The 22,660-nt window shown below is 44.1% G+C and carries 21 protein-coding genes, 1 tRNA gene and 1 other RNA gene; 5 read left to right on the top strand and 18 right to left on the bottom strand.

Annotated features, from left to right (window positions below; translation table 11 throughout):
- The first annotated feature begins 121 nt into the window (after positions 1–121).
- From rpsT to N4A56_RS10925, 3 genes are all read left to right on the top strand, one after another.
- Entirely contained in the window at positions 122–388 is a 267-nt protein-coding gene (gene rpsT / locus N4A56_RS10935) for a 30S ribosomal protein S20 (RefSeq protein ID WP_293667940.1), read from the top strand.
- 335 nt (positions 389–723) lie between these two features.
- Positions 724–2,121 (top strand): Trk system potassium transporter TrkA, encoded by a 1,398-nt coding sequence (gene trkA / locus N4A56_RS10930; protein ID WP_293667939.1) that lies wholly within the window; start codon positions 724–726, stop codon positions 2,119–2,121.
- Between the two features lie 7 nt (positions 2,122–2,128).
- Positions 2,129–3,577 (top strand): TrkH family potassium uptake protein, encoded by a 1,449-nt coding sequence (locus tag N4A56_RS10925; RefSeq protein ID WP_293667938.1) that lies wholly within the window; start codon positions 2,129–2,131, stop codon positions 3,575–3,577.
- Positions 3,578–3,611: 34 nt separating this feature from the next.
- Here N4A56_RS10925 and N4A56_RS10920 read toward each other — a convergent pair whose 3' ends face one another.
- The 7 genes from N4A56_RS10920 to N4A56_RS10890 all read right to left on the bottom strand — a co-directional run bounded on the left by N4A56_RS10920 (position 3,612) and on the right by N4A56_RS10890 (position 10,713).
- Entirely contained in the window at positions 3,612–5,561 is a 1,950-nt protein-coding gene (locus tag N4A56_RS10920; RefSeq protein ID WP_295547248.1) for a mechanosensitive ion channel family protein, read from the bottom strand.
- 159 nt (positions 5,562–5,720) lie between these two features.
- Positions 5,721–6,395: an adenylate kinase gene (locus tag N4A56_RS10915; protein ID WP_293667935.1), complete on the bottom strand. Its 675-nt coding sequence runs from the start codon at positions 6,393–6,395 to the stop codon at positions 5,721–5,723.
- Between the two features lie 83 nt (positions 6,396–6,478).
- On the bottom strand, positions 6,479–7,498 hold the full coding sequence (gene tilS, locus N4A56_RS10910; protein WP_295547244.1) for a tRNA lysidine(34) synthetase TilS: 1,020 nt from the start codon (positions 7,496–7,498) through the stop codon (positions 6,479–6,481).
- Positions 7,499–7,522: 24 nt separating this feature from the next.
- A complete protein-coding gene (locus N4A56_RS10905; protein WP_295547242.1) occupies positions 7,523–7,858 on the bottom strand; it encodes a hypothetical protein in 336 nt (111 codons plus the stop codon).
- Between the two features lie 44 nt (positions 7,859–7,902).
- The gene (gene hemA, locus N4A56_RS10900; protein ID WP_295547239.1) at positions 7,903–9,213 is read right to left on the bottom strand and encodes a glutamyl-tRNA reductase; all 1,311 of its coding nucleotides are present in this window, start codon (positions 9,211–9,213) and stop codon (positions 7,903–7,905) included.
- A 5-nt stretch (positions 9,214–9,218) separates the two neighbouring features.
- Positions 9,219–10,037: a cytochrome c biogenesis protein CcsA gene (ccsA, locus tag N4A56_RS10895; protein ID WP_293667929.1), complete on the bottom strand. Its 819-nt coding sequence runs from the start codon at positions 10,035–10,037 to the stop codon at positions 9,219–9,221.
- Positions 10,024–10,713 carry a bifunctional precorrin-2 dehydrogenase/sirohydrochlorin ferrochelatase gene (locus N4A56_RS10890; protein WP_295547236.1) on the bottom strand — a complete coding sequence of 230 codons (690 nt, stop codon included), beginning with the start codon at positions 10,711–10,713 and terminating at the stop codon, positions 10,024–10,026. Before N4A56_RS10890 ends, ccsA begins: the two co-directional genes overlap by 14 nt.
- A gap of 185 nt (positions 10,714–10,898) precedes the next feature.
- Between N4A56_RS10890 and N4A56_RS10885 the strand changes: the two genes are divergently transcribed.
- A complete protein-coding gene (locus N4A56_RS10885; protein ID WP_295547233.1) occupies positions 10,899–12,116 on the top strand; it encodes a glycosyltransferase family 9 protein in 1,218 nt (405 codons plus the stop codon).
- Positions 12,109–13,131, top strand: a complete 1,023-nt coding sequence (locus N4A56_RS10880; protein WP_295547230.1) for a glycosyltransferase — start codon at positions 12,109–12,111, stop codon at positions 13,129–13,131. The genes N4A56_RS10885 and N4A56_RS10880 overlap by 8 nt, the downstream gene beginning before the upstream one ends.
- 64 nt (positions 13,132–13,195) lie before the next feature.
- On the opposite strand, the gene ispD is transcribed toward N4A56_RS10880, so the two are convergent.
- The 11 genes from ispD to N4A56_RS10825 form a co-directional block, all read right to left on the bottom strand.
- Entirely contained in the window at positions 13,196–14,377 is a 1,182-nt protein-coding gene (gene ispD, locus N4A56_RS10875; RefSeq protein WP_295547228.1) for a 2-C-methyl-D-erythritol 4-phosphate cytidylyltransferase, read from the bottom strand.
- Positions 14,378–14,461: 84 nt separating this feature from the next.
- An RNA gene (gene rnpB, locus N4A56_RS10870) (RNase P RNA component class A) lies at positions 14,462–14,827 on the bottom strand.
- Positions 14,828–14,838: 11 nt separating this feature from the next.
- Positions 14,839–15,588, bottom strand: coding sequence for a C4-type zinc ribbon domain-containing protein (locus N4A56_RS10865; protein WP_295547226.1), 750 nt, complete (start codon positions 15,586–15,588; stop codon positions 14,839–14,841).
- A 57-nt stretch (positions 15,589–15,645) separates the two neighbouring features.
- Positions 15,646–16,647 carry a Nif3-like dinuclear metal center hexameric protein gene (locus tag N4A56_RS10860; RefSeq protein WP_295547223.1) on the bottom strand — a complete coding sequence of 334 codons (1,002 nt, stop codon included), beginning with the start codon at positions 16,645–16,647 and terminating at the stop codon, positions 15,646–15,648.
- Between the two features lie 556 nt (positions 16,648–17,203).
- Positions 17,204–17,386, bottom strand: coding sequence for a hypothetical protein (locus tag N4A56_RS10855; RefSeq protein WP_293667917.1), 183 nt, complete (start codon positions 17,384–17,386; stop codon positions 17,204–17,206).
- Positions 17,387–17,806: 420 nt separating this feature from the next.
- On the bottom strand, positions 17,807–18,412 hold the full coding sequence (locus N4A56_RS10850; protein ID WP_295547220.1) for a DUF1641 domain-containing protein: 606 nt from the start codon (positions 18,410–18,412) through the stop codon (positions 17,807–17,809).
- Between the two features lie 12 nt (positions 18,413–18,424).
- Positions 18,425–19,663: an FAD/NAD(P)-binding oxidoreductase gene (locus N4A56_RS10845; protein ID WP_295547218.1), complete on the bottom strand. Its 1,239-nt coding sequence runs from the start codon at positions 19,661–19,663 to the stop codon at positions 18,425–18,427.
- A gap of 221 nt (positions 19,664–19,884) precedes the next feature.
- On the bottom strand, positions 19,885–20,295 hold the full coding sequence (locus N4A56_RS10840) for an Rrf2 family transcriptional regulator (RefSeq protein WP_293667911.1): 411 nt from the start codon (positions 20,293–20,295) through the stop codon (positions 19,885–19,887).
- Positions 20,296–20,641: 346 nt separating this feature from the next.
- The gene (locus N4A56_RS10835; RefSeq protein WP_293667909.1) at positions 20,642–21,067 is read right to left on the bottom strand and encodes an Rrf2 family transcriptional regulator; all 426 of its coding nucleotides are present in this window, start codon (positions 21,065–21,067) and stop codon (positions 20,642–20,644) included.
- A gap of 374 nt (positions 21,068–21,441) precedes the next feature.
- Positions 21,442–21,517, bottom strand: a tRNA-Ile gene (locus tag N4A56_RS10830).
- A gap of 189 nt (positions 21,518–21,706) precedes the next feature.
- Complete coding sequence (locus N4A56_RS10825; protein ID WP_293667907.1) at positions 21,707–22,432, bottom strand: protein phosphatase CheZ; 726 nt, start codon at positions 22,430–22,432, stop codon at positions 21,707–21,709.
- Between the last annotated feature and the right edge of the window lie 228 nt (positions 22,433–22,660).

Genomic DNA, 22,660 nt, shown 5'->3' with positions numbered 1-22,660 from the left:
TTGATAAAAAATAGGAATTGAGTTGACAGCGTGCAGTGATGCGCGTAATGAGCTAGTTCCCGTGTTCCAGTAAGGTCTTAAATTTGAATCTTACTACCATATAGTTTTGGAGGAAATTACCTTGGCTAACCATAAATCTGCCATCAAGAGACATCGTCAGTCCCTTAAACGTGCTGCACGTAACCGTGCAATGAAAACTCGTGTTCGTAACGTTATCAAAGACGTTCGCACAGCAGTACTTGAAGAAGATCTGACGAAAGCTCAGGAAGCTCTCCGCGTAGCTAACGGTATTCTGGATAAAGCAGCCGGTAAAGGCGTTATCCACTGGAAAACCGCTGGTCGCAAGATCTCCCGTTTGAGCAAGGCTGTTGCTGGCATTAAAGCCTAATCTGTCCTGCTTGACTTTTCAAAAAAAGCCCGCTGTCCAGCGGGCTTTTTTCTTTGTGTTTTTTCTGTAGTCATGCTTAGTTGATGTTGTATCTTGAATCTGGTAAATTTTTCTAATGAACCTAGATACCTTTCGGTAAGAAGTACTGATGTAATTGTTACATTTGTTTCAATGCAGTTGAACAAGTGATGTTGTATACATCTTTTGTTACGTTGTTGATAATTCAATCAGTTGTGAGACCTTTTTTTCGATTGGTGTTGTTTACGGTCTTTGACTTTCGGGGCATATGCCCCTAACTTTTTTTGTGTCTCACGTTTTTGGGAGTTACTCTCTATATGCGTTTATTCCATCGGGAACCTAAGGTTGACCAGCTTAAAGTTGTTATCGTCGGAGCTGGCGAAGTTGGTTATCACATCTCACAGCGTCTTGCTCAGGAACATAAGCAGGTTGTTGTGATAGATCAGGATGAAAATGCACTTAAAAGAATCTCTGAAATTCTGGATGTGCAAACAATTCTGGGTTCCGGTTCCAGTCCAGAAGTTCTTAAAGATGCCGGTGCTGCGGATTCCGATATTTTCCTTGCAGTGACTGACAGCGATGAAGTTAATATTATTGCATGCCTATTTGCGAATATTATCGCTCCTAATGCAAAAAAACTCGCGCGTATCCGTAATGAAGAATATAGCGGATACAGTAAAGAACTTTCCGAAAATCTTCTCAATATTTCTGCTATTATCAACCCAGAAGTTGAAGTCATTAAGAGTATTGATCGGTTGCTATCTATGCCGGGGGCGGTAGACTATAATGAGTTTGCTGCTGGCAAAATTAAACTGATCGGTGTTCGCTTAGAGCATGGTCCTTTGTTGGATCAACCTCTCATGAATTTCCGCAATGTTGTTCCGGATAGAGACGTCATTATCGCAGCAATTGTGCGTGATGGAGTTCTTATTATTCCGGGTGGTAGCGACATTCTCCGTAAAGACGATATTGTTTACTTCGTTTGTAAAGATACAAGCATCGAATCTGTGCGTAAAGCGTGCGGCATCAGCCTTGGGCTTATCCGAAATGCATTCATTATCGGTGGTGGGAATATTGGATTTCGACTTGCCTCCCTTTTTGAAAAAAAGGGGATTCACACGAAAATTGTTGATTCCAACCCTAGCCGTTGCAGCGTATTGGCAGAAAAACTTGATACTCCACTCGTTCTTTGCGGCGATGGTACCGATCAGGAATTTTTGCAGGAAGAAAATATTGCTGAAATGGATGTGGTCATTTCACTTACTTCTGACGAAGAAACCAATATTCTTACATCGCTGCTTGCGAAAAACCTTGGTGTAAAGAAAACAGTAACTCGCGTGAACAAGCTTGCGTATCAGCCACTGATTAAAGCTGTTGGCATTGACCATTCTGTTTCACCGCGCCTGTCTGCTGTTAACTCCATTCTTCAGTATGTTCGACAAGGCAAAGTGCTTTCTTCCGTCTCTATTAGCGGAGAAGGTGCTGAAGCACTTGAAGCTATCGCCGAGAACAACTCTGAGATTGTCGGAAAGCCAATTAAAGATCTTCCATTTCCGAAAGGAACATTGGTCATCGGTATCATGCGTGATACGCAGACAATTATTCCAAGCGGCGACAGTGTCATCCATCCTGATGACCGCATCATTATTCTGACTACGCCGGAAAACGTTGCCCGAGTCGAGCAGGCTCTACTGGTAACGCTGCAATCCGTGTAGGTATCGTATGCGAGTTAAATACTGTCTTTATATTATTGGAGCGTTGCTTGGGGCTGTGGGTCTCACAATGCTCTTTCCTATTGGCTGGGCGATATATTATCAGGACGCAGGATTGGCACCGCTACTGACATCAACTGCGATTACATTGTGCGTTGGTGCTGCGTTGTTTTTGCTGTTCCGCCCTAAGCAAAAGCTGATGATGAATCACAGAGAGGGCATGGCTATTGTCGCCATTGGCTGGCTTGCGGCTGGTCTTGCAGGGGCGTTGCCATTTTACTTTGGTGACGTTTTTCCTTCGTGGACGGATTGTGTTTTTGAATCCATTTCTGGATTTACCACAACTGGTTCCAGTGTGATGACGGATATTGAATCTGTGGCTAAAAGCTTGCTTATGTGGCGCAGCTTGACGCATTGGCTTGGCGGCATGGGAATCATTGTTCTTTCCTTAGCTATTCTGCCTTTTCTTGGTGTCGGTGGTATGCAGCTGTACAAAGCAGAAGTTCCGGGACCTGTTCCGGACAAGCTTAAGCCGCGCATTAAAGATACAGCAGCAGCGCTGTGGAAAGTATATGTGTTTTTCTCATTGTTGCTTTGCATTTTGCTGATGTTCGGTGGAATGAACTTGTTTGATGCTATCTGTCATACCTTTGGTACAATGGCGACGGGTGGCTTCTCTACGAAGAATACCTCGGCAGGGTATTACAATAGTGCATATATTGATTGGGTAATTACCATCTTTATGTTTATTGCCGGTGCAAACTTCTCCTTACACTTTAGAGCGTTTGCCGGTGATCTTAAATGCTTTTGGAAAGATTCTGAATTTAGATTCTACACCGCAATAATTGTGCTTTTCACCGCAATTATTACGTACACTGTGTATGGATCGAATTACGATTCTTTGTCTGCCTCATTGCAGTACGCAGCGTTTCAGGTTGTTTCAATCTGTACGACAACTGGTTTTGCAACGGCAGATTATGAGTTGTGGGCACCGCTGGCACAGGCGCTGCTATTGTTTCTCATGTTTCTTGGGGGCTGTGCAGGTTCCACAGGTGGTGGCATGAAATGCATGCGTATCCAACTGTTGTTGAAGCAAGGCTACCATGAATTATTTAGACTAGTGCATCCTCGTGCTGTAAAGCATATTAAGCTTGGCGGGCGTACTGTTTCGCAAAGCGTTATGTCCGGTGTACTGGGCTTCTTTGTTATTTATCTCGCGTTGTTTGTGATTTCAGGATTTCTGCTGTCTGCAACAGGGCTGGATGTGTTGACGTCATTTGCTGCGGTTGTGGCATGTATCGGTAACATTGGACCGGGGCTTGGCTCTGTAGGGCCTGCTGAAAACTTTGCCCACCTCCCAGCGTTTGCAAAATGGGTGTTAACGCTCTGTATGCTACTTGGGCGATTGGAAATTTATACAGTATTTATTCTCTTCGTTCCTGAGTTTTGGAAAAAATAATAGAAAAAGCCTGAGGTGTTACCCTCAGGCTTTTTTATCGTTTCATTGCTTTGGGTGGTTCCTCTTCGTCGTTTTCTTCTTCGATATCGTCCGTCTTGCAAATATCTTTCGTATCTTTGAGTGTCAGTCCTATAAAATCTTTTTCACTCTTTGGTGGATATTCCATCCGATCAGCTAGCTCGTCATAGCGATCATCACTCGTGTGCGGGTACGGGTACTCTTTTTCCGGTCTTTCCATGTCCATAAGGACACTATCGGTGGGGGCAATATTTCCTTTGTCTTTGGCAAGGTAGATTGTCTGCGCAGGGTAGGCTAAACCGCTTCCTGCTTCATGGATAATTTCTTCAATGCGAAAGAGTAGATCCTGCCGTACCTCAAGAAAATCTTCCCAATCTAATTCTCCATTAATAAATGTATAGACCCGTACTGTTTTTGAATATTGGCTATAGGAATCAAATTTTACTCTATAGAGGTATTTTGAAAGCACTTCAGGATGTGCAACGAGCATTTCTCGGATGCGTGCTAGAATCCAGCGGAGTTGTGTTCCTGTTGTTTCCTGCCTTAGCTGAATGTATTCGCTAAATCTGTAGACGTCCCTGTGGGAGATATTAACGAGCTGCATTTGCGAAAAAATGGCATTCGGTATTGATATGATGGAACGGTCTCCGGCTCTGACGCGTGTGGAGCGTAAACCGATATGCAACACTTTTCCCCATTGATCTTCAAACGCACAATATTCGCCGATACGAACGGGGCGGTCTGCAAAGAGTGTGAGCCCCCCAATAATATTTTCGATGGTAGGCTTTGCAGCTAGAGATACTGCCAGCCCGATAACTCCGAACCCCGTTATTATTGGAATAAGTGGAAGTCCGAGATTGGAACCACCGTAAAACAAAACACAGATAGCGAGGAAAATGCCACTCAGGTAGGCAACAGTGCGGATGAGACTTGCATCAATAGATTCTGGATTAACATTAGGGCTGGCAATGAATATATTTGCCGCAAGACTCGCACCAGCAACTATTGCACAAGCTGCGCTAAGCCATCGTATGACATCAAGCAGTCCTGTTGTATAGTAGAGTGTTGCGCCGGAAAGATTAACGGTATTTTCTAAAAAACGCATTGTCAGGAATGCAAGGATTGCCAGCATAAGTGGCAGTGCTAACTTATATAGATCTGAGCGAACTGGGTGTTCAGGGTCTATTCTTTTTTTGCAAAATTTATACGTAGCTGCTGTGAAGAGAAATAAAAAAAGAAAGGATAGGACGAGCATGAGCCATTGGAAAATAGTTTCGCCATAGTAAAGATTTTCAGACATCCATCGCGGAATGTAATGAAACCATTTGGGTGGCAGGAGGCTCCCCGGAGTGGAAATATAGAACTGAAAGAAATATTCTGTATCGTGTGATTTGTAAGGCAGTAGCATTGCTTGCTGATACAGGTCAGGGATCTTGCCTACGGTTTCGGCGCTGAAAAGGTATTCACCAGCTCGAACTCCTTCGGTCATCAGCATCATTTCTATAGGTGTTTCAGGGATGCGCCAGCATTTGTTTTTAGTATTATCAGAATGGTTACCAGCAGGAACCATGTTGATATCAGGAAGAATTATTCTATCGAGAATTTCTTTAAGCTGGATAACAACTTCCTTAGAAAATTCCTTTTTATAAACATCGGGAACTTCCGAAAGGTCGAGGCATTCTATGGCTTTTTGAAAGTGGATATTTGCTTTTTTTTGGAGCTTGAGGACTTGAGGCGTGTGTGTGAACAAGTTTTCTGAATTGAGATCAAGAACAAATGCTTCTTGCAGCAGCGTAAAAGCGGTGGTGATGTGTGTGAGATAACTTTGTAAGGTAGCTTGCGGACTGAATGTGTCTGGAGGTGTGAGTGGATTTTTAGCGCTTTTTTTACCAAAGCATGGTGATGCAACGAGCAATGGCAAAGTGATGCTGCATACTATGAACAAATGAAATAAATTGCGAATCATAATCACCTTCTAGTCTGTTATCGAATAGAATATCGCCTTTAACTGTAGCTAACTGCTTTGGTTAAAACACAGTATAAGGTTGTTTTGATGTATGATTCTTCTAAAAAAAAAGAACCTCCCGCCAAAGGCAGGAGGTTCTTATATTCTAAGGCGCTAAAACTAAGCGAGTTTAGAAATGAGCAGATCTTTGATGGATTCGATAGAACCTTCACCATCAAGCTCAATGTAGTTAGTTTCGCCTTTAGCAGCGAGATCTTTGTAGAAGTAAGCAGCAGCGAGAGTACCATCGCTGGTGTTGTAGTAAATGTCGTGACGTTTGTTGATTGCATCTTCGTCCTGATCGTCAGCACGAGCAGAAAGAGCACCACCACATACGCGACAAACTTCTCCGTTTGGCTTGATAGGCTCAATGAAGATGTTGTTAGGGTGGTTGTTGTCGTTTTCACAGAGACGACGACCCATGATGCGGTTTTTAGCAACTTCACGAGGAAGAAGGATTTCAACAACGTAGTCAAGCTTGATGTCTTCAGCTTTGAGAGCTTCGTACAATTTTTCAGCCTGAACCATGTTGCGTGGGAAACCGTCAAGCAGCCAGCCTTTTGCGCCTTCTACTTTCAAGGTTTCAAGAACCATAGGAATGGTGATTTCGTCTGGTACGAGGTCACCGCGGTCGATGTATTCTTTAGCTTTTTTACCAAGCTCAGTACCGCCACCAATGTGTGCGCGGAAGATAGCACCGGACTCGATGTGAGCCATGCCATCGTACTTTTTCTTAATGAGAGCGCCCTGAGTACCTTTACCACTGCCGTTTGGTCCAAAAATGAGAATGTTCACCTCATTCCTCCTTGTCATTTATTTCACAAATGAAATACAGCAGGCTGTAACGTCTGTCAATCGTCGAAAGATAAAATAAATAATCATCGGTAGCTAAAATAAATTGAGCCTTTTCGTATGGTGGCTAGTTTCTTACCGGGGAACTGCACCACTTTACCACCAATATTGGCTTTCCATGCGGAATCCAAGGCAATAAGGTTTTGCTGAAGGGGCTGACCGATGCCCATGCTGTCCAATACTGTTTTGTAAACACGTAATCTGGTTGCTTGAGACATAGTCTGCAAGTCTTCTTTAAGCAGCTTGGGGCATGAATTTTCTATATTTTCGGTTGCTTGATGAGTGACCTCTGTCCAGTGTTCGGCGTCAATTTGCGCAAGCTCCCAAAGAGAGGCGGCTGTGTTGAGAAAAGCAGGGTTTTCTTTACATAGTTCTGGAATAATTTGAGATCGAACTCTATTGCGAAAGAATGAGTCGTCTGCGTTGGAAGTATCTTCGCACCAGCTGAGCGCAATAGATTTTGCAAAAGAAATAAGGGTGCTTTTAGGTGTTGCGAGAAGAGGGCGTACTATTTTTCGATTTAGACACTTACCTTGCATTCCACCTAACGCAGGCCATCCAGCGCCACGAATAAGACGCATTACAATATCTTCCGCAAGGTCGTTTGCGTGGTGACCTGTAACAATCCAGTCCGCATTGAGCGCGTGGCGGCTGGACTCTAAAAATGCATACCGCAAAGCTCTTGCCGCTTCTTCAATACCCATTTTGTGTTGCGCTGCATATGCTCCAACATCTTGGTTATCTGTGATTAATTCTATTTTGAGCGATGCGCAAAGATTGCGGATATGGGATTCTTCAGCATCCGCTTCATCCCGAAGTTGATGGTTGAAGTGCGCTGCGCGAATGGTGCAGTTATTTTTTTGCGAAAGGCATTTGAGAATGACAAGCAGGGCGCTGGAGTCAACTCCTCCGGAAAGAGCAACAAGCAAATTCGTGCTATTTAGAGGTGTTTTCAGCTTGCTTGTGATAAAATTCTCAATCCCAAGACAGATGTGAGCTGCCTTGGGATTGAGTTCTTGTAGTTTGGTAGGGAGGTGTTGGTTCATTACGTATGCAGTAACCTGCCGATGCTACACGTAAATATTGAGTTCTGTGAGCATGTCATCAATGTATTGAATCATGTGTGCTCGCAATTCAGCAGAAGCATAGGCTACACATTCGCAACGTAATTTGTTGCGTGCTCGAACCAGCAGCTCAAGGCGCAAGGTTCCGCCGTCAATCTCAACAGCCATACAGTGTGGACCACATTCGTCTGTATGTTCTTTCTGAGTGTCAGAAAGCAGATCATGAGGGCACGGAAGCCAGTAGATGCCTTCCATTGCGCCTGCAAGTTCCATTTCGTTAAAACGGGCTGTAATAGCTGCAATATTATCGCTTGTGAGATCTTCGAGCTGGTAAAGTCGCATGTGAGTCGTTCCTTCTATTCTGCTGGCAGTATTCAATAATAGTCTTACGAGCGTCTTCTGTGGGGATGTGCTTTTTCTGTCACATCATCCCTGTCGAGGTTGAACATACGGCGGGTGATGTCGATATAACGTTCGCCTGCTTCTTCTTCCTCATGACGACGCTTGAGGAAAGAAATTGGCTCGTGGTTTACCTTTTTGGAAATAGCAAAAATCATTTCGCGCAGATGTTTTTCCATTTCTGGGGTTGCATCAGGAATATGCTTGAGCGTTTTTGCAAGCTCTTCTTCCATAATGTCATCTGTGCGGGTGATAAGATCAACAATAGTCGGTTGTAATTGTAGTGATTTAAGCCACTTATTGAATGTTATAGTTTCACATTCTACAATTTTCCGTGCTTTGTTGGCCTCTTCCTGACGCTGTGCAAGGTTTTCTTCTACAACTTCTTTCAGGTCGTCGATATCGTACAGGTAAACGTTGTCCAGACCATTTACGTCAGGGTCAATGTCACGCGGTACGGCAATATCGATAAAGAACATGGAGCGGTTTTTGCGCTTTTTCAATACCTGACGGATATCTTTAGCGCGAATGACAGCTTCATGTGCTCCTGTAGACGAAATGATGATATCAACTTTTTCTAATTGGTCGAAAAGTTGATCGAATGGAATTGCTTCGCCGTTGAATTGTTCTGCAAGAGCCTGTCCACGAGCGAACGTACGGTTTGCAACGTAGACCTTGCTGATGCCATTGTTAAGCAAGTGGGTTGCAGCAAGTTCTGCCATTTCGCCAGCACCAATAAGCATGGCGCTATGTTCGCTCATATCGCCAAAAATGCGTTTTGCAAGTTCGACTGCGGCATAGGAAATAGAAACTGCGCTGGAAGCAACGCCTGTTTCTGTTCTAACTCGTTTGGCAACAGAAAAAGCTTTGTGCAGCAACCTGTTGAGCACAACACCGGTAGTGTTTTTGTCCACTGAGTCATGGTACGCATCTTTCAGCTGACCTAAAATTTGCGGCTCACCAATGACCAGAGAGTCAAGGCTTGCAGCAACGGTAAATAGATGGGTTACTGCATCAAGACCTTTATGTTTGTAAACGTACGGAGCAAGCTCTTCTACAGGAAGATTGCGAGCTTTTGCCCAGCACTCCAATACGTGGTCAATTGCATGTTCGCCTTCGGCAACAACGAGTAATTCAACTCGGTTACAGGTAGAAAGCGTGAGTGCCTCTTTAATACATCCATCAACAGGCACAACGCCTTCTTCAAGATGTTTACAGTCTGTAAGAGCGAATTTTTCGCGGACTTCAACACCGGCGGTCTTATGGTTAAGACCAATAAGATAAATATCGCGATCCATATTGATTACTGAAGAAAGCTATGATGAGTTGATGTAAATATATTAATGCCAATTAATGAGAACATGCAGATACTGAATATCCAGATAGCTGCATGTGCAGCCTTGCGACCACGCCATCCCATTACGAGTCGCTGATGGAACAGCCACGCGTAGACAAACCAGACACCTAAAGAAACAATTTCTTTCGGGTCACCACTAAGAACTCTGCCCCATTCTATACGAGCCCATATAAAACCGGTTACCAAGCCTACAGTGTACAAAGGAAAACCGGCAACTACAGCAAGCTGGTTAACTTTGTCAAAGGTAGATAATGCAGGCATTTCTTTTTCAAAATCATTAAGTGGTTCTTTTGACTTGATTTTTCGTTCAAGTCTGGTGAACAGAATTCCCGCACCAAAAGCCATTGCAAGTAAGCCGAAGCTCAAGAACAAAGTTCCGATGTGCAGCCCAAAGAACGCGCCTGACCATGCTTTAGGTAAATGCATTGCATTTTTGGCGTGGAATGAACCTATAAAGAGAACAAGTGCAAGCGGTGATGCAGTGAGTGATAAAAAAGAAAGTTTGAATCGCCACCACATGAAAAAGTAAATAAGCAGCAAACTCCATGAAAGCATGGAAATATAGTAGCCGGAATGCAACGCCCAGCCGTTTTGCGCCATGGCGTATCCCAGCAGGATTGTATGAAATCCAAAGCCGGTTATAGTCAATGCGTTGGAAAATTTTTTAAATTTGGCACTCTTAGTAATTGAGCCTGCAAAAACGGTTAGAGCACCCAAACAATACAACGTGACGATTAAGATAGAGAATAGCTCAAATGAGCTCATGAAGTAACGCTCCTATGTTAGAATGCAGTGTCTCTGGAAGTATAGACCGTAAAATCGATTCAGCTGCAATCTGATCCTTTTTCTGAATGGCTGTTGCAATATCGGATGAAACCAGATTGCGGAACACCGTCGTGTTCTGTTCAGTATCATTTGCCAGTTCAAGTATCAATGGACGAATCCGCCCCATAAGCGTGACAACAGGGGCGTATTTGTCACCCACCTGTTTTTCTAGCTCTTTTTTGATTTTACGCGAAAGGGCAGGGCTTGCACCTCCTGTAGAAAGCGTAATGAGCAAGTCACCTTTTTCAATATGCGCGGGAACGGTGAATGTGCCGCTTGAAGGATCGTCGATTACGTTACACAGAATGTTGTGTGCAGCACAGGCATCTGAAACTTGTTTGTTAACCGTTCGACTGCCCGTTGAAGCGAAAACAAGCGTTTTTCCCGCTACATCACTTGCTTCAAAACTACGCTGGGAGTAGGTAACAAATGGGTTGTTCAGTAATTGCAGCATGTCGGCGTCTTCGACCTCTTCTATCGAAAAGGTATCCAGAACGGTGACTTGTGCTGGATTTGCTTTAAGAAGAGTGGCAAGCTTTCGCTGACCGACTTTGCCGAACCCTACAATAAGGCAGTGCGTGCCATGAAGGTCTAAAAGAAGAGGATAATAGCGCATACATGTCTTATATCTTGTGTGTTGCCTCTTGTAAAATGCTGCCTTGAGAAGTTGATCTCTTAAATAAAGAATGCGTGCTGCGAAAAACAGCGGCTTTGCGGTTTATTTCCTGAAGCACATTCTTTTTTGTTGAAGTAAGATGCTGACACGCGCTGTTAGATACCTTTTTACCTTGCTATACTATTATGAAGAAATATTGTGTTATTCAGCTAGGCTCGCTTACCGATCTATTTCAAACAAAGCGGCTGATTTTATCGTTGGGCAAGGAACAGGGGCAAGTGCACCTTGTTGTACCTGAGTCTTTGCAAGAGCAAGCTGCTATTTTGTATCCGGAAGTCGTGCTCCATATTGTTTCTGGTGAAGTACAAAGTTTGGAAGAATTGCAACGAAACCCTGTTTCAGTGGCGTTGCAGCAAGAAGAGTTCACAGCAGTCTATAACTTGCATGAAACACAGCAGAACATGCTGCTATCTTCGCTGTTTTCTCCCAAAATAATGAAAGGGTACTGGCAGCATGACGAGCGTGGATACTGTGATACGTGGCTCAGATGTCTATCTCGTGTGCAGGGAAGGCAACGTTTTTTGAATGTCATGGATAAATGGGCGCATCTGTGCGAAGCGCCAGTCCCGTCACATATGGTAAACCCAATTGCAATGCGAAAGGGTGGTGGCATTGGCGTTGTGTTGCGTGATGCCACAGGTCAGACGCTTCCTGTCGAGGTGCTTGCTGGGTGTGTGAACGCTGTATGCACTGCGAGCCGTGAAGCAAAAGTTATTTTGTTTGGTGAAGCAGGAGATGAGGAGCTTGTAAAAGCTTTGTTGCCATTATTGAAAGAAAAGGTAGCGGCAAATGCGGTTGATCGATGTTTTGAATCTTCTTTTGAAGAAGATATGGATAGCATCAGTACGCTGGATATGCTTGTTACGGCTGATTGCAGTTTAATGCACGCAGCGGCTCATGTTGGAACACCTGTGAATGCGTTTTTCCATTCTTCAGCATGGTGCATGGAAAATGGACCATATGGCTTAGGACATAGAGTTTGGCAGGCGGATACCTCTTGTGCTCCATGTAGTGCTAGCAGTAGTTGCGCAGAAAATTATCCTTGTATGCATGTTTTTGGTGAAGAACAGTTACAGCGTTTTCTTGCAGGAAAAATTGATCAAAATTATCCTCAGGGTGTAACGGGCTATGTTTCAATGCTTGATGAAGTTGGTGTAACATATATGCCTGTTTTCGGGGCTGAAGAACATGCTGTTGAGCGCCTTGCATTACGAGGGGTGGCGTCTGAATTCGTAGGTATAGCAAAACTCAGTAAAACGGTTGCCGCTGGCTGTGCTAATTTTTATGTTGAACAGGACTGGCTGCTACCGCACTGTTCAAAATTTGGAGGTGATGATGCCTAATGCTCCACAACGGATACTTGTTGTCCCTCCTCTTGATAAAGCAGATTACTGTGTTGCATCAGGCTGTGCTGAGGCTCTCGAAGCGTTAGGGCATAGTGTTTCTATTTTTGATACAGAGCCTTGGCTACCAATGTGTTCCGCATTACAGAAGCTTCCTGTCAGGCTCAACTATCAGGAAAAGCTAAACGCACAAGGCATAGAGCTTATCTCCAGCGCTGTTGCGGCAGTTGCGGAAGCAAAACAAGTGGACATAGTGCTGGGATTTCCTGATTCGCCTATAACTGCCAGCACTCGAAAAGAGTTGCAGGGGCAGTCTGTTCGTACTGTTTGTTGGATGACTACCGAAAGCGGAAGATTTCCATTCTGGCGGAAAGTTATAGAAGGGTATGACGTTGTTGCGACAATTGAGCATGAGCCTTTTATCAGCGAGCTTTCAGTTTTAGGGCACACACCGGCTTATTTGCCGTTTGCGGCAAAAAGTGATTGCAAGACTCCCGTTAGTACGCACACGGCTGCGGAAGATATGATTGTTGTGCTTGGAGACGCCAGTGATGAATTGGCAAATGCCTTGGTGCGCCACATTGAGCGCGGTATTGTTTTGTGGGGCGACGGTTGGGATAAGTATGAACAGTTCGTGCCATATTATCAGGGTAAACTGTCCTCGCTGACTCGGTCTGAACGCAAAGCATTATATCGGGATGCAGCTATTATCGTAAACCTTCATTCCAAAAATATTGGTGGCGGTGATACGGTTAATATGGAAATATTTGCTATTGCATCCTGTGGTGGATTTCAGCTTGTTGATAAGCGAACATTAATGGAAGGCATGTTTTCGTATGACGAACTGGTGATTTTTGAATCAGCGGAAGAGTTGTCAGAGCAGATAACAGAGTTTGTTGATGATCGGGATACTCGTTTGGAGTATGTGCGGAATGCACAGAAACTTGTGTTATCTAAGCATACATATGAACATCGAATGCGAAAGCTGCTGGATGTTCTTTTTGCATCGGAATAAGAAAAGCTGCTCTTTTTCACAAAGAGCAGCTTTTTTTGAACTATCTTGTAAAGGCGCTTGCAGCTTATCCGCGTAACGCCATAACTGCTGCTACTGCTTTGATGCCTTTCTTTTCACCGGTAAAGCCAAGCTTTTCTTCTGTTGTGGCTTTAACATTAACTTGCTCGTCAGTTAGTTTGAGCATCCGGCAAATATTCTTTTTGATTTGCGGTTTCCACGGTACAAGACGCGGAACCTGAGCAATAATTGTGAGGTCTACGTTAGTGAGGCGGTAGCCTTTTTGAAGAAACTTGTCATAGACCTCATTGAGGAGCACGCCGCTTGAAATGTTGTCGAACTGCTCTGATGAGTCTGGAAAATGTTCGCCGATATCGCCATCGCCCATGCATCCCAATATAGCATCACATAATGCATGGAGAAGAACATCACCGTCGGAATGCGCAACCACCTCAGGAGCGCCTTGAATAGGGATTCCGCCCAGTTTCATAGGGCGACCTGTCCCGTAGCGGTGCACATCGTATCCCCATCCTGTAACTGGTACTGGCATTGCTGGTTGTTTTTGTTCGATCATAGCAAGGTCTTCCGGATTTGTGATTTTGATATTTGCAGCTTCGCCTTGAACTGTAGTCACACTGATTCCGGCTTGTTCTGCAATGGATGCGTCGTCCGTTACTTCCCACCCTTCAGCTAGGCTTGTATTGTGCCCCTCAAGTAATTTCTTTTTGTCGAAGCCTTGCGGAGTTTGGCAAGCCTTCAGCGTGGAGCGATCAAGAGTGTGACTGACGGTATTTTCTGAAACAACTTTAATTGTGTCAGTTACCGGAAGTGCAGGAATCACTGCATCTGCCCCATCTGATAGAGCATCAAGAAGGGTGTTATTAAGTGAGGCAGAAAAGAAAGGACGTGCTGCATCATGAATAAGCACATGACTGCAATTTGTTGGAAGAGCTTGAAGTCCATTGTAGACAGAATCTTGTCTGCGTGCTCCGCCAGCAACTACTAGCCAAGGCAGTCCGAGTCTGCGACCAAAGTCTAGCTTTGTAAGCGTCGCTTTTGCCTCTTCAAGGTCTTCTTCGGGAAAGACAAAGATCAATCCACGAACGCGGGCAGTATGCGAAAATGTAATTGCAGAATGCCAGAAAAGGGGAGCACCTTTCCATTCTAAAAATTGTTTTTTTACGCCATTTGTAGCGGCAGAAAGGCGTGTGCCGGAACCGGCTGCAAGAATTATGGACCAGCAATGCATAGGAATTTCCTTACATAGTGTGCAGTGGTAGTGATAGAAAAGTATAGCATACAAAAAAAGGGTGCATTGCACCCTTTTTTTACAATATGGAGCCAGGACTATAAGCCGGGTTTTGTCTCCCTCTTGCGAGGGCGGTTATCATTCGTCTAGGGTTATGATTACTCATAACCTCAAGCAACCTACCCGAAAACAACGACCGGGCCGGTCGTAACTGTTTTCCTATTTGGTCTTGCTCTGAACGGGGTTTACCTAGCCTACCATGTCACCATGATACCTGGTGAGCTCTTACCTCACCGTTTCAACCTTGCCGGCAGTAAACTGCTTAGGCGGTTTGCTTTCTGTGGCACTCTCCGAGGATCACTCCCCCTGGGCGTTACCCAGCGCTCTGCCCTTTAGAGCCCGGACTTTCCTCCCCGCACAAACGTGCGCGACGATAACCTGTCCAACTCCAAAATATCTTTTTAAGCTTCTGTTGTGGCTTCTTCTTCGCTACCAAAATGTTCTGACCAGTAGATCAAACGCTGGCAGTTAGGGCAGCTAAGAATCTGATGACCTTTCTGAAGCTCAATGTAGCTCTGCGGTGGAATAGCAATGTGGCAACCGTTGCACACCTGTTCTTTTACAGAAACGATAACTGGGTTATCCAGACGAGAACGGATGAATTCGTAACGGTTAAGGATAGGAGTAGGAACTTCTTTACCTGCTACGTTACGTTTTTTATCAAGCTTTTCGAGAACAACGTTAGCTTCGTCAACACGGCGTTTGAGGCTGGCTTTCTTTTCTTCCAATTCCTCTTTGATGATGCTGTAGCGTTCATCCATGTCAGAAACAGCCATCTGCTGGCGATCTAGTTCTTCAGAAAGAGCAAGCTTTTCTTCTTCGCGAAGACGGTTCAGCTTTTCCAAGTTGTCCATTTCGCGCATCATTGCATGGTACTCTTTGGTGTTACCAACGAGCATGAGCTTGGATTTACTTTTTTTAACTTTGAGAGAGTCGTTTTCAATCTCAGAGTTAATGCGTTTTTCTTGTCCTTTGAGATGGTCAATTTTCTCAAGGAAACGGTTGCGCTGGTTTTCAAGCGCATCAAAGCGTTCTTGAAGAGCTTCAACTTCTTTTGGAGCTTCATCAAGTTCACTGGTGATACCAAGGATTTCATCATCAACAAGCTGCAATGCAACAAGCTGTTCGATTTGCTTTAAATACAGGCTCAAGGTTTTTTCCTCCTGAAAACCGTAAGATTCGGACTCACCGAAACTGTGAAATTTCTATTATGCGAATGGACCAATCAAACGCATAGGGTCCTGCGCTGGCAGGAAAAATATTTCTATGCCATCAAGTTCTTTCGTGAGCTGCACGGAGAATTGACGCATCATTTCTTCTTCAAGACTGAAATGTCCAACATCAAGAATGCATCCGGTTGTATCCAGAGCAGAGTGATATTTGACATCGCCAGTAATAAATACATCTGCACCCATCGCAAATGCTTTCGGGGCAAAATCGCTGCCTGATCCTGTGCAGTATGCAACCTTTGATACTGTTTCCGGAACCGGACCGCTTCTAACCCAATAATCACGATCTACGACTGAGGCAAGCTGCTCAGCGAATATGCCAAAAGATACGGGGTTTGGCAAAGTGCCGATAGTTCCAAATCCAAGGCTTTTGGAATCCGTGTCTGGAGTAGAAGGCATAAAAATTGGCAGCTCGTCCAAATCTGCTACAAGCTGTGCAAGAACAGCGCTTCTGTGTTCTTTATTATATGTTACGTTGACCAAAGGAGCAGCGTAACGGATATGCAGAACGTGCGGGTTGTTTTCCCAGTCATTGAGCATAGCGTGTGTATCAACGCGTTGCGGCAGTGAGAAAGCCACAGCTTTCGGTTCAAAGGTGCAAGTGTTGCTCAATAATTTGCACTGCTGCAAGTTGAGCGCTCTTGCTAACCAGCCAGCTGGACCTTCTGGGTTTGCATCCAGCGAGGTATGCGCACTGTATAAGCATGTATCGTGCGTAATGAGCGCTGATACAATTGAAAAATGTGTATCCAGCTTGTTCAAGTATCGCGGTTTCATCAACAAGGGGTGATGCGTTAGTACAAAGTCTGCACCTTTTGCAATGGCTTGTTGAATAGTGTTTTCTGTTGGATCAAGGGCAACAGCAAGTTTTTGTACTTCTTTTTTCTGGCTGGGGATTTGTACACCGCAATTATCCCACGAAGCCGCACCGCAAAGAAAAGCTGTTTCTTCAATTTTTTTGATAACGTCAGCTGTTTTCATAAATATTCTCTCAGCAAGTTTGATAGGCGGTATCATGCATCGCCTGTAAAACAGCGTTAGTATCAACGAAAATTAAGAATAAATCCAGTAATAGGAAAAATTAACAGTGTCTTTTGAACTCAGACAATCAGTAATTTTATATCTTCATATGGACGTATTCTTGAATGGCTATTGCACACACAATTGGCTGCGTGTCGCAAAGCGGATGTGTGCTATGACATAACATGCAAGGATGGTCAAGAAAAGTATGCACACAGCGTCTTACAGCAGATAATAATGACGGCGGTGGGAAGGGAATAAAATGAAATGAAGAGTGGAATGGGGCGGGCGTTTTCTAGCTTGTGAGTCTCGTTCTGCTACTTTTTTCACTACCGATGAACTTAGTAAAAATGTTTCGCTGTAGCACTGCTGCCCCTTTACCTTTTGTTTTTCCGAGAGAAAAAGACCGTCTTGTATTGCTGGCTATTCAAGTAAGCACTCCCTCGTTTTTTGTTCGAGATACAGAGGGGCTATAAAAAAGTTCCTCCTGATGAAACCATCAGGAGGAACAAGAAAGTTATCGTTTTTTGCTTGGCTGCCACATGTCCCAGTCCATAGGGCGGTTAACAGCTTCAGTGCTTGATCTATCTCCCGCACAGTTAGCGCGCTCAGCAGCTTTTTTAATCCAGCGTTCTTTGTTGTGAGGTTGCCATAGATCATTCCAGTCTTTCGGGCTGGTTGTAGTGTTAAGTTGTACCATTTTCCTCTCCTCCTGTTTGAGCGTACCCATGACAGATTTGCTTAATCTGATAAAAAAGACCGTTGTACAAAATGAGGCAGTGTTTGCTGCCTGCTGTGTATACAGTGACTATATAAATCATACTAATAAAGTATGATTTGCAGGTAAAAAATATATAACACCGAGCAGCTGTTGCTTGATGTTTTCAAACACATTCAGAAAAGGTAGCTGCCAGTTTGCTTGATTCATTATAAGCATACTGTTGGAAGAAATGGTACAATATCAGAGACGTTGGTTCAACCTTTTTCCTACTATTTTTGTAGGAATTTAAAAACAGGGAAAATATAACAGTGCGGAGTGTGCTTAATGGCTTGTTTTTATTATAAATAAAAAGCCCTCTACACCATGTAGAGGGCTTTCGCATTAGGATTTTGTATATTTTTATGCTTTCTCTTTTCCAAGAGCAGCAAGAAGTTCCATGATAAGACCAAGCGCTTGCTTGGATTCTTGAGAATGGAGTTTGCCAACCATTCCAAGAGGACTTACAGGCTGTGCGTTGTCAAGGTCTGCATCGCCCATCTTCTCAAGAAGACCAGCAAGGACTACCAAGCCATCACCCATACGTCCGATTTCTTCTGGAGAGTATTTATCGGTAATTTTGCCCATTGATTCGCCAAGTGCGCTAATTGATTTGAACACACCTTTTTCATCGAGTTCTTGGAATTTGTCGATAGCAGCAAGGAACGTCGGCTTAATCATAGGTTCTGTAAGTGCCCAGATGTCGACAAGGTCATCAAGGCGTTCGAGTGCCCATGTAATGTTGCGTACGCTCATAACAAAGCGTTTCAACAAAGCGGACAAGTCATCAAGTTCACAGCGATGTTGTAGAGTGTCAAGCTCTCCAAGCATTACGTTGTGAAGAGAGTCCCGCATTATCGGAGTAAGGGTAGCTCCGAGTTCAGCCATGGTTTCAGCGCGACTATGCATCATGCTGATTTTTTCTTCCATGGCTTCAAGGCGGGCTAAAATGAGTTCTTCGTTGGTCATTGTCAGGCTCCGCTATTTGTTTTTACGAACGTCGATTTTGCCAGCCATGTACATGTTTGGCTCAAACGGAAGCTCATGACCTTTCAGCATGAGGTTGTAGTAAACCCAGCGGAACATCTGCTTGCCGTAGTAGTTCATGCGTGTGTCACCGAGAAGGTCGAAAGGACCAATGCCTGGAAGCGGGAATTTACCCGGAAGCGGCTCAGTATCGTAGTTAAAGTCGATAAGAGAAGCTTTTTCAAGGCTGGTAACAATAAAGCAGTTGGAGTGTCCGTCAAACTTATGATGCGGAGCATCACCGTTGATTTCTGCAAAGAGGTTTTCGCAGATGATGTCACACTCGAAGTGAGCAACGGAACCAGCTTTGGATGTAGGTACGTTTGTAGCGTCGCCAATAACGTACATGTTCTCATGCTCTTCAGCTTTGAGAGTGTGGTTGTCCGTAGGGACAAAGCACATTGCATCACCAATGCCGGAATCTTCGAGTACTTGCTGACCAAAGTTAGGTGGAATTGATACGAGCAGATCGTAGTTAATTTCTTCACCCATCACATCAACAAGAGCTTTATTCTTTGTGTCTACGCTATCGAGCACAAAGTTTGGCACAATGTTAATGCCTTTTTCTTTACAGAGCCCACCAAGGATTTTGTTTGCAACAGATTTGGTGAATGCGCCTGTGAGAGGGGTGACGAGTTCGATTTCGATGTTTTGGCGTACGCCGCGCTTTTTAAAGAAATCGTCTGCCATGTAGAGAAATTCGAGTGGAGCTACAGGACACTTGTACGGTGTTTCGGCAATGTTAAGGATAAGTTTACCCTTAGTAAATTCATGCATTTTAGGCATGAGAGCCGCAGCACCATCAGGTGTATAGAAATCGTGGATGTCGCCACGCCAGTCGTCCATCATGCCTTCTACTTCTTCCGGCACAACACGACAGCCAGTGCCGATTACAATCCAGTCGTAATCGTACTTGCCTTCTTTTGTGGAAACAACTTTGTTCTTAGGATCAATATTGGTAATGGTATCCAGTACGAAGTTAACACCTTTTGGGATAAATTCAGCCTTCGGCTTCACACAATCACCCGGAGTGTAGATACCGAAAGGCACAAACAACCAGCCCGGCTGGTAGTGGTGCATCGGATCACGATCGATGATTGTGATATCCCATTCTTTCTCGGCAAGCAGCTTGCGCATTTTTGCGGCAATCATTGTGCCGCCACAACCTGAACCGAGAATAAGTAGTTTCTTCATGCCTGATCTCCTCTTACATATCAGTGAAGTAGTGCCTACGTGCTAGGTAACTAGCCTTGCGGTAAGCGGTTACGTCATTTTACGACGATTAAAAAAGCAACATATACTCAGGAAGAAGCTGTCCATGCGGCAACACGCGGCTTTTCCTGAGTATATTTATATGAGCAGGTAACAAAGGGGAGAGTGTGCATATCTCGTGTCCCTGTGTGTACCGAACAAATCTATTGGCTGTAGATTGAAGCCTCTTTTTGCATAAGATCTGCAAGGGTGATCTTTTCAAGAGTTTCTTCTAGTGCCTGAGCGACACTGTCCCAGGACCCGACAACCGGTGCTTGCATAAAGTCATCATCGGCTTGTGGAGTAGGGGCAATTACTCCACCTTCAATTACTCGTAATACCTGTGCGAGTGTTACGTCTTCCGGACGTCTGCAAAGGATGTGTCCTCCTGCGACTCCGCGAACGCTTCGTACCATTCCGGCAGATTTGAGCGAACGAATAATTTTTTCAATGAACTTTACGGAAATACCTGTTTTGTCAGACAGCGTTGCTGCCGGTACTGGTTTGTTGCCATCCTGAAGAGCAAGATGAGCAAGCAATAGTGATGCATTGTGTGCAGTTGTAGAGATACGCATGACAAGCTCCTCGGTTGGTGTGTCGTTCAATTTGTTAATTCCTACTCCAGTAATCCAGATTAATTTAATCCGGATTAGATAGGTCGGAAATAGCCGAATCAGAAAACGGTGTCAACAAGGATTTTTTAAAAATATCTGCGTAGATTATAGGTGGTTATGTATATAAATAGTTGGGGTTGGCGTGTTTTTAGTGTGTTGTGAGAGGGGGTTAGCGGTATTTTGATTTTTTGAATGGCCAGAGCCAAATAACAATGCCTCACTATATAAAAATAGTGAGGCATTGTTATTTGATGGCTATCTACGTATTTTGTTTGAGTAAAATATATGTAGAAAGAAGTATCAAAAATTATTCGATTGGATGGACGTTGCCATCAATAATATCTTGAAGAGATATTGAGTTAAGCTCATTTTCTAAAACCTGTGATGCTTTTATCCATACACTACGAGTTGTGCAGAACTCTTTGCGTGGACAGTCATCAGCAAGTTTTTTATCACAACAAGCTGTAAGACCAACATTTCCTTCCATTATCCGGATTACGTCCCCAACTGAAATCGAGTCGGGCTTTTGGGCAAGCATGTGACCGCCAGCTGCGCCGCGCATGCTTGTAATCAGTCCCGCTTTTTTCAGGGGACGTAAAATTTGCTCTATAAATTGTACAGATACTCCGGAAGATTCTGATAAGGAAGTGGTTTTCAAAGGAGAGTCAGTACCATGCCGTCCCAATTTTACAAGAATTCGGACAGCATAGCGAGTACGCGCAGAAAGCTTCATTAATTATGCCCCTTAAATTACGAAGTCTATTAATTGCGTGTCGATATTTAATGAGAGTACTACGTTAGTAAGTGCTCTAAGTCAAGGTGGCTGCGGGTTTGAGCTGATTCATAACGTAATAATCAAGCGATACCCTTTTGCCTTTTGGTTGCAGCATGAACATGTATATCGGTTGTACCGTGCTAATACTAAAGAACTATTGTTATGTAGTACGGAGTGCAATGTTTGGTGACTTCCGTATGGTATGGCATTAAGTCGGTCAGTTATTAAGAGGTAGCAAATGTACTTGCGCATTGTGGCAGGTGGTTGGGTGCAATAGGGTAGCAGAAACGAAAAAAGGATTTACGGAATTTTCCGCAAATCCTTATATTCTCTGGTGGGCCTAGCAGGATTTGAACCTGCGACCTGCCGGTTATGAGCCGGAGGCTCTGCCAACTGAGCTATAGGCCCTCTTTGTGCTGAGGAGGAGTAGCTAACACCTTGGTAACTCTCTGTCAATTGCAAATCATAAAAAAGTTACGATTCGTTTCCTTCTCAGAATATTTTTTAGAATTTTGCGACCAACATTTATGAAATTTGTAGTAACTGTGGTGCAATATACAGCAACTATGACGAAAAGTAATCTTAATCCTGTAAGTTCTAAAGCCCGAGAGACGCAAGCAGGTTGTCGACATCAGACTGACTTGCAGTGTCACTTGGACCTTTTAATTCGGAATTAGTTACTGGTTTAGTAACATCAGCCTGCTTTGCTTGAGATTTCTTCTCAGCTTTCTTCACTGCAATAAAGTCACTGGTGGAGTATAAGTGAGATACTGTGGATTTAAGGTTTTGCAGCGCGCCAACAATGCGGAGAATACGTTGTCCAGCAAGGTCTTGAAAGCTTAGTGCTGTCATAATCCCGTTCATATTCTGGCTGAGTTTATCTTCAAGGGAGGCCAGTGCGGCTAAGTCTTTATTGTCTGGCTGTGCACGGCGCGCATTTTGAAGGTGGGCAAGCGCAAGCTCGCGCATTTGGATTTGCTGTTCGACGATTGTCATGATGTCGTCAGTTGCACTTTCGAGTGTTGAGTATACAGCATCAAGCTGTTCTGATGCTTCACCGAAAAGTTGTGTTGCTTTTTTTTCTTCAGATGCATCAGGAGCAGTAGTATCACCGGCAGTAATCTCAGAATAAATGGACTGAAGACCTTCGTGCATTTCAATACTGAGTTTTTTGTAGAATTCACCTTCAAGCAATGCCTGTGTAAGGTGTTCACTTAGGGTATTTTCCACACTGGCGGTAATGGTGTTGGTAATGCTGCTAGCGAGTTGGTCAGAAACTCGATCTAGGATTTCATCCATTACATGAGTGTCTTCGCATGTCATGTAACAAGTCCCCCTAAGGCGTCGTTGAGGTGAGAAAAAGAGTGTGAACCAATAACTTATCTGTGAAAACGTTGTAACTATGAATAATTATTACGTGAAAAGCAACGGGTTATGCGGGGTTTTTCTGTAGCATCGTGTAATTGTGAATAAATGTAATGAATTAGTGATGCAATAGTTTACAGGTAAGACGAAAAAGCTCTCCTGCTGCATACAACAGGAGAGCTTTAC

Source organism: Halodesulfovibrio sp., from assembly GCF_025210605.1.
Classification (GTDB): Bacteria; Desulfobacterota; Desulfovibrionia; order Desulfovibrionales; family Desulfovibrionaceae; genus Halodesulfovibrio.
Note: the sequence above shows the minus strand (reverse complement) of the source record. Positions and strands in the feature narration are given on the sequence as shown.

Excerpts from the sequence above, each read along its gene's own strand:
- ccsA (WP_293667929.1), bottom strand. The coding sequence starts at position 10,037 with ATGAGCTCATTTGAGCTATTCTCTATCTTAATCGTCACGTTGTATTGT.
- tilS (WP_295547244.1), bottom strand. The coding sequence starts at position 7,498 with ATGAACCAACACCTCCCTACCAAACTACAAGAACTCAATCCCAAGGCA.
- N4A56_RS10885 (WP_295547233.1), top strand. The coding sequence starts at position 10,899 with ATGAAGAAATATTGTGTTATTCAGCTAGGCTCGCTTACCGATCTATTT.
- N4A56_RS10890 (WP_295547236.1), bottom strand. The coding sequence starts at position 10,713 with ATGCGCTATTATCCTCTTCTTTTAGACCTTCATGGCACGCACTGCCTT.
- N4A56_RS10840 (WP_293667911.1), bottom strand. The coding sequence starts at position 20,295 with ATGCGTATCTCTACAACTGCACACAATGCATCACTATTGCTTGCTCAT.
- ispD (WP_295547228.1), bottom strand. The coding sequence starts at position 14,377 with ATGCATTGCTGGTCCATAATTCTTGCAGCCGGTTCCGGCACACGCCTT.
- N4A56_RS10880 (WP_295547230.1), top strand. The coding sequence starts at position 12,109 with ATGCCTAATGCTCCACAACGGATACTTGTTGTCCCTCCTCTTGATAAA.
- N4A56_RS10835 (WP_293667909.1), bottom strand. The coding sequence starts at position 21,067 with ATGAAGCTTTCTGCGCGTACTCGCTATGCTGTCCGAATTCTTGTAAAA.
- trkA (WP_293667939.1), top strand. The coding sequence starts at position 724 with ATGCGTTTATTCCATCGGGAACCTAAGGTTGACCAGCTTAAAGTTGTT.
- N4A56_RS10855 (WP_293667917.1), bottom strand. The coding sequence starts at position 17,386 with ATGGTACAACTTAACACTACAACCAGCCCGAAAGACTGGAATGATCTA.
- N4A56_RS10825 (WP_293667907.1), bottom strand. The coding sequence starts at position 22,432 with ATGACATGCGAAGACACTCATGTAATGGATGAAATCCTAGATCGAGTT.
- N4A56_RS10845 (WP_295547218.1), bottom strand. The coding sequence starts at position 19,663 with ATGAAGAAACTACTTATTCTCGGTTCAGGTTGTGGCGGCACAATGATT.
- N4A56_RS10925 (WP_293667938.1), top strand. The coding sequence starts at position 2,129 with ATGCGAGTTAAATACTGTCTTTATATTATTGGAGCGTTGCTTGGGGCT.
- hemA (WP_295547239.1), bottom strand. The coding sequence starts at position 9,213 with ATGGATCGCGATATTTATCTTATTGGTCTTAACCATAAGACCGCCGGT.
- N4A56_RS10850 (WP_295547220.1), bottom strand. The coding sequence starts at position 18,412 with ATGACCAACGAAGAACTCATTTTAGCCCGCCTTGAAGCCATGGAAGAA.
- N4A56_RS10920 (WP_295547248.1), bottom strand. The coding sequence starts at position 5,561 with ATGATTCGCAATTTATTTCATTTGTTCATAGTATGCAGCATCACTTTG.
- N4A56_RS10905 (WP_295547242.1), bottom strand. The coding sequence starts at position 7,858 with ATGCGACTTTACCAGCTCGAAGATCTCACAAGCGATAATATTGCAGCT.
- N4A56_RS10860 (WP_295547223.1), bottom strand. The coding sequence starts at position 16,647 with ATGAAAACAGCTGACGTTATCAAAAAAATTGAAGAAACAGCTTTTCTT.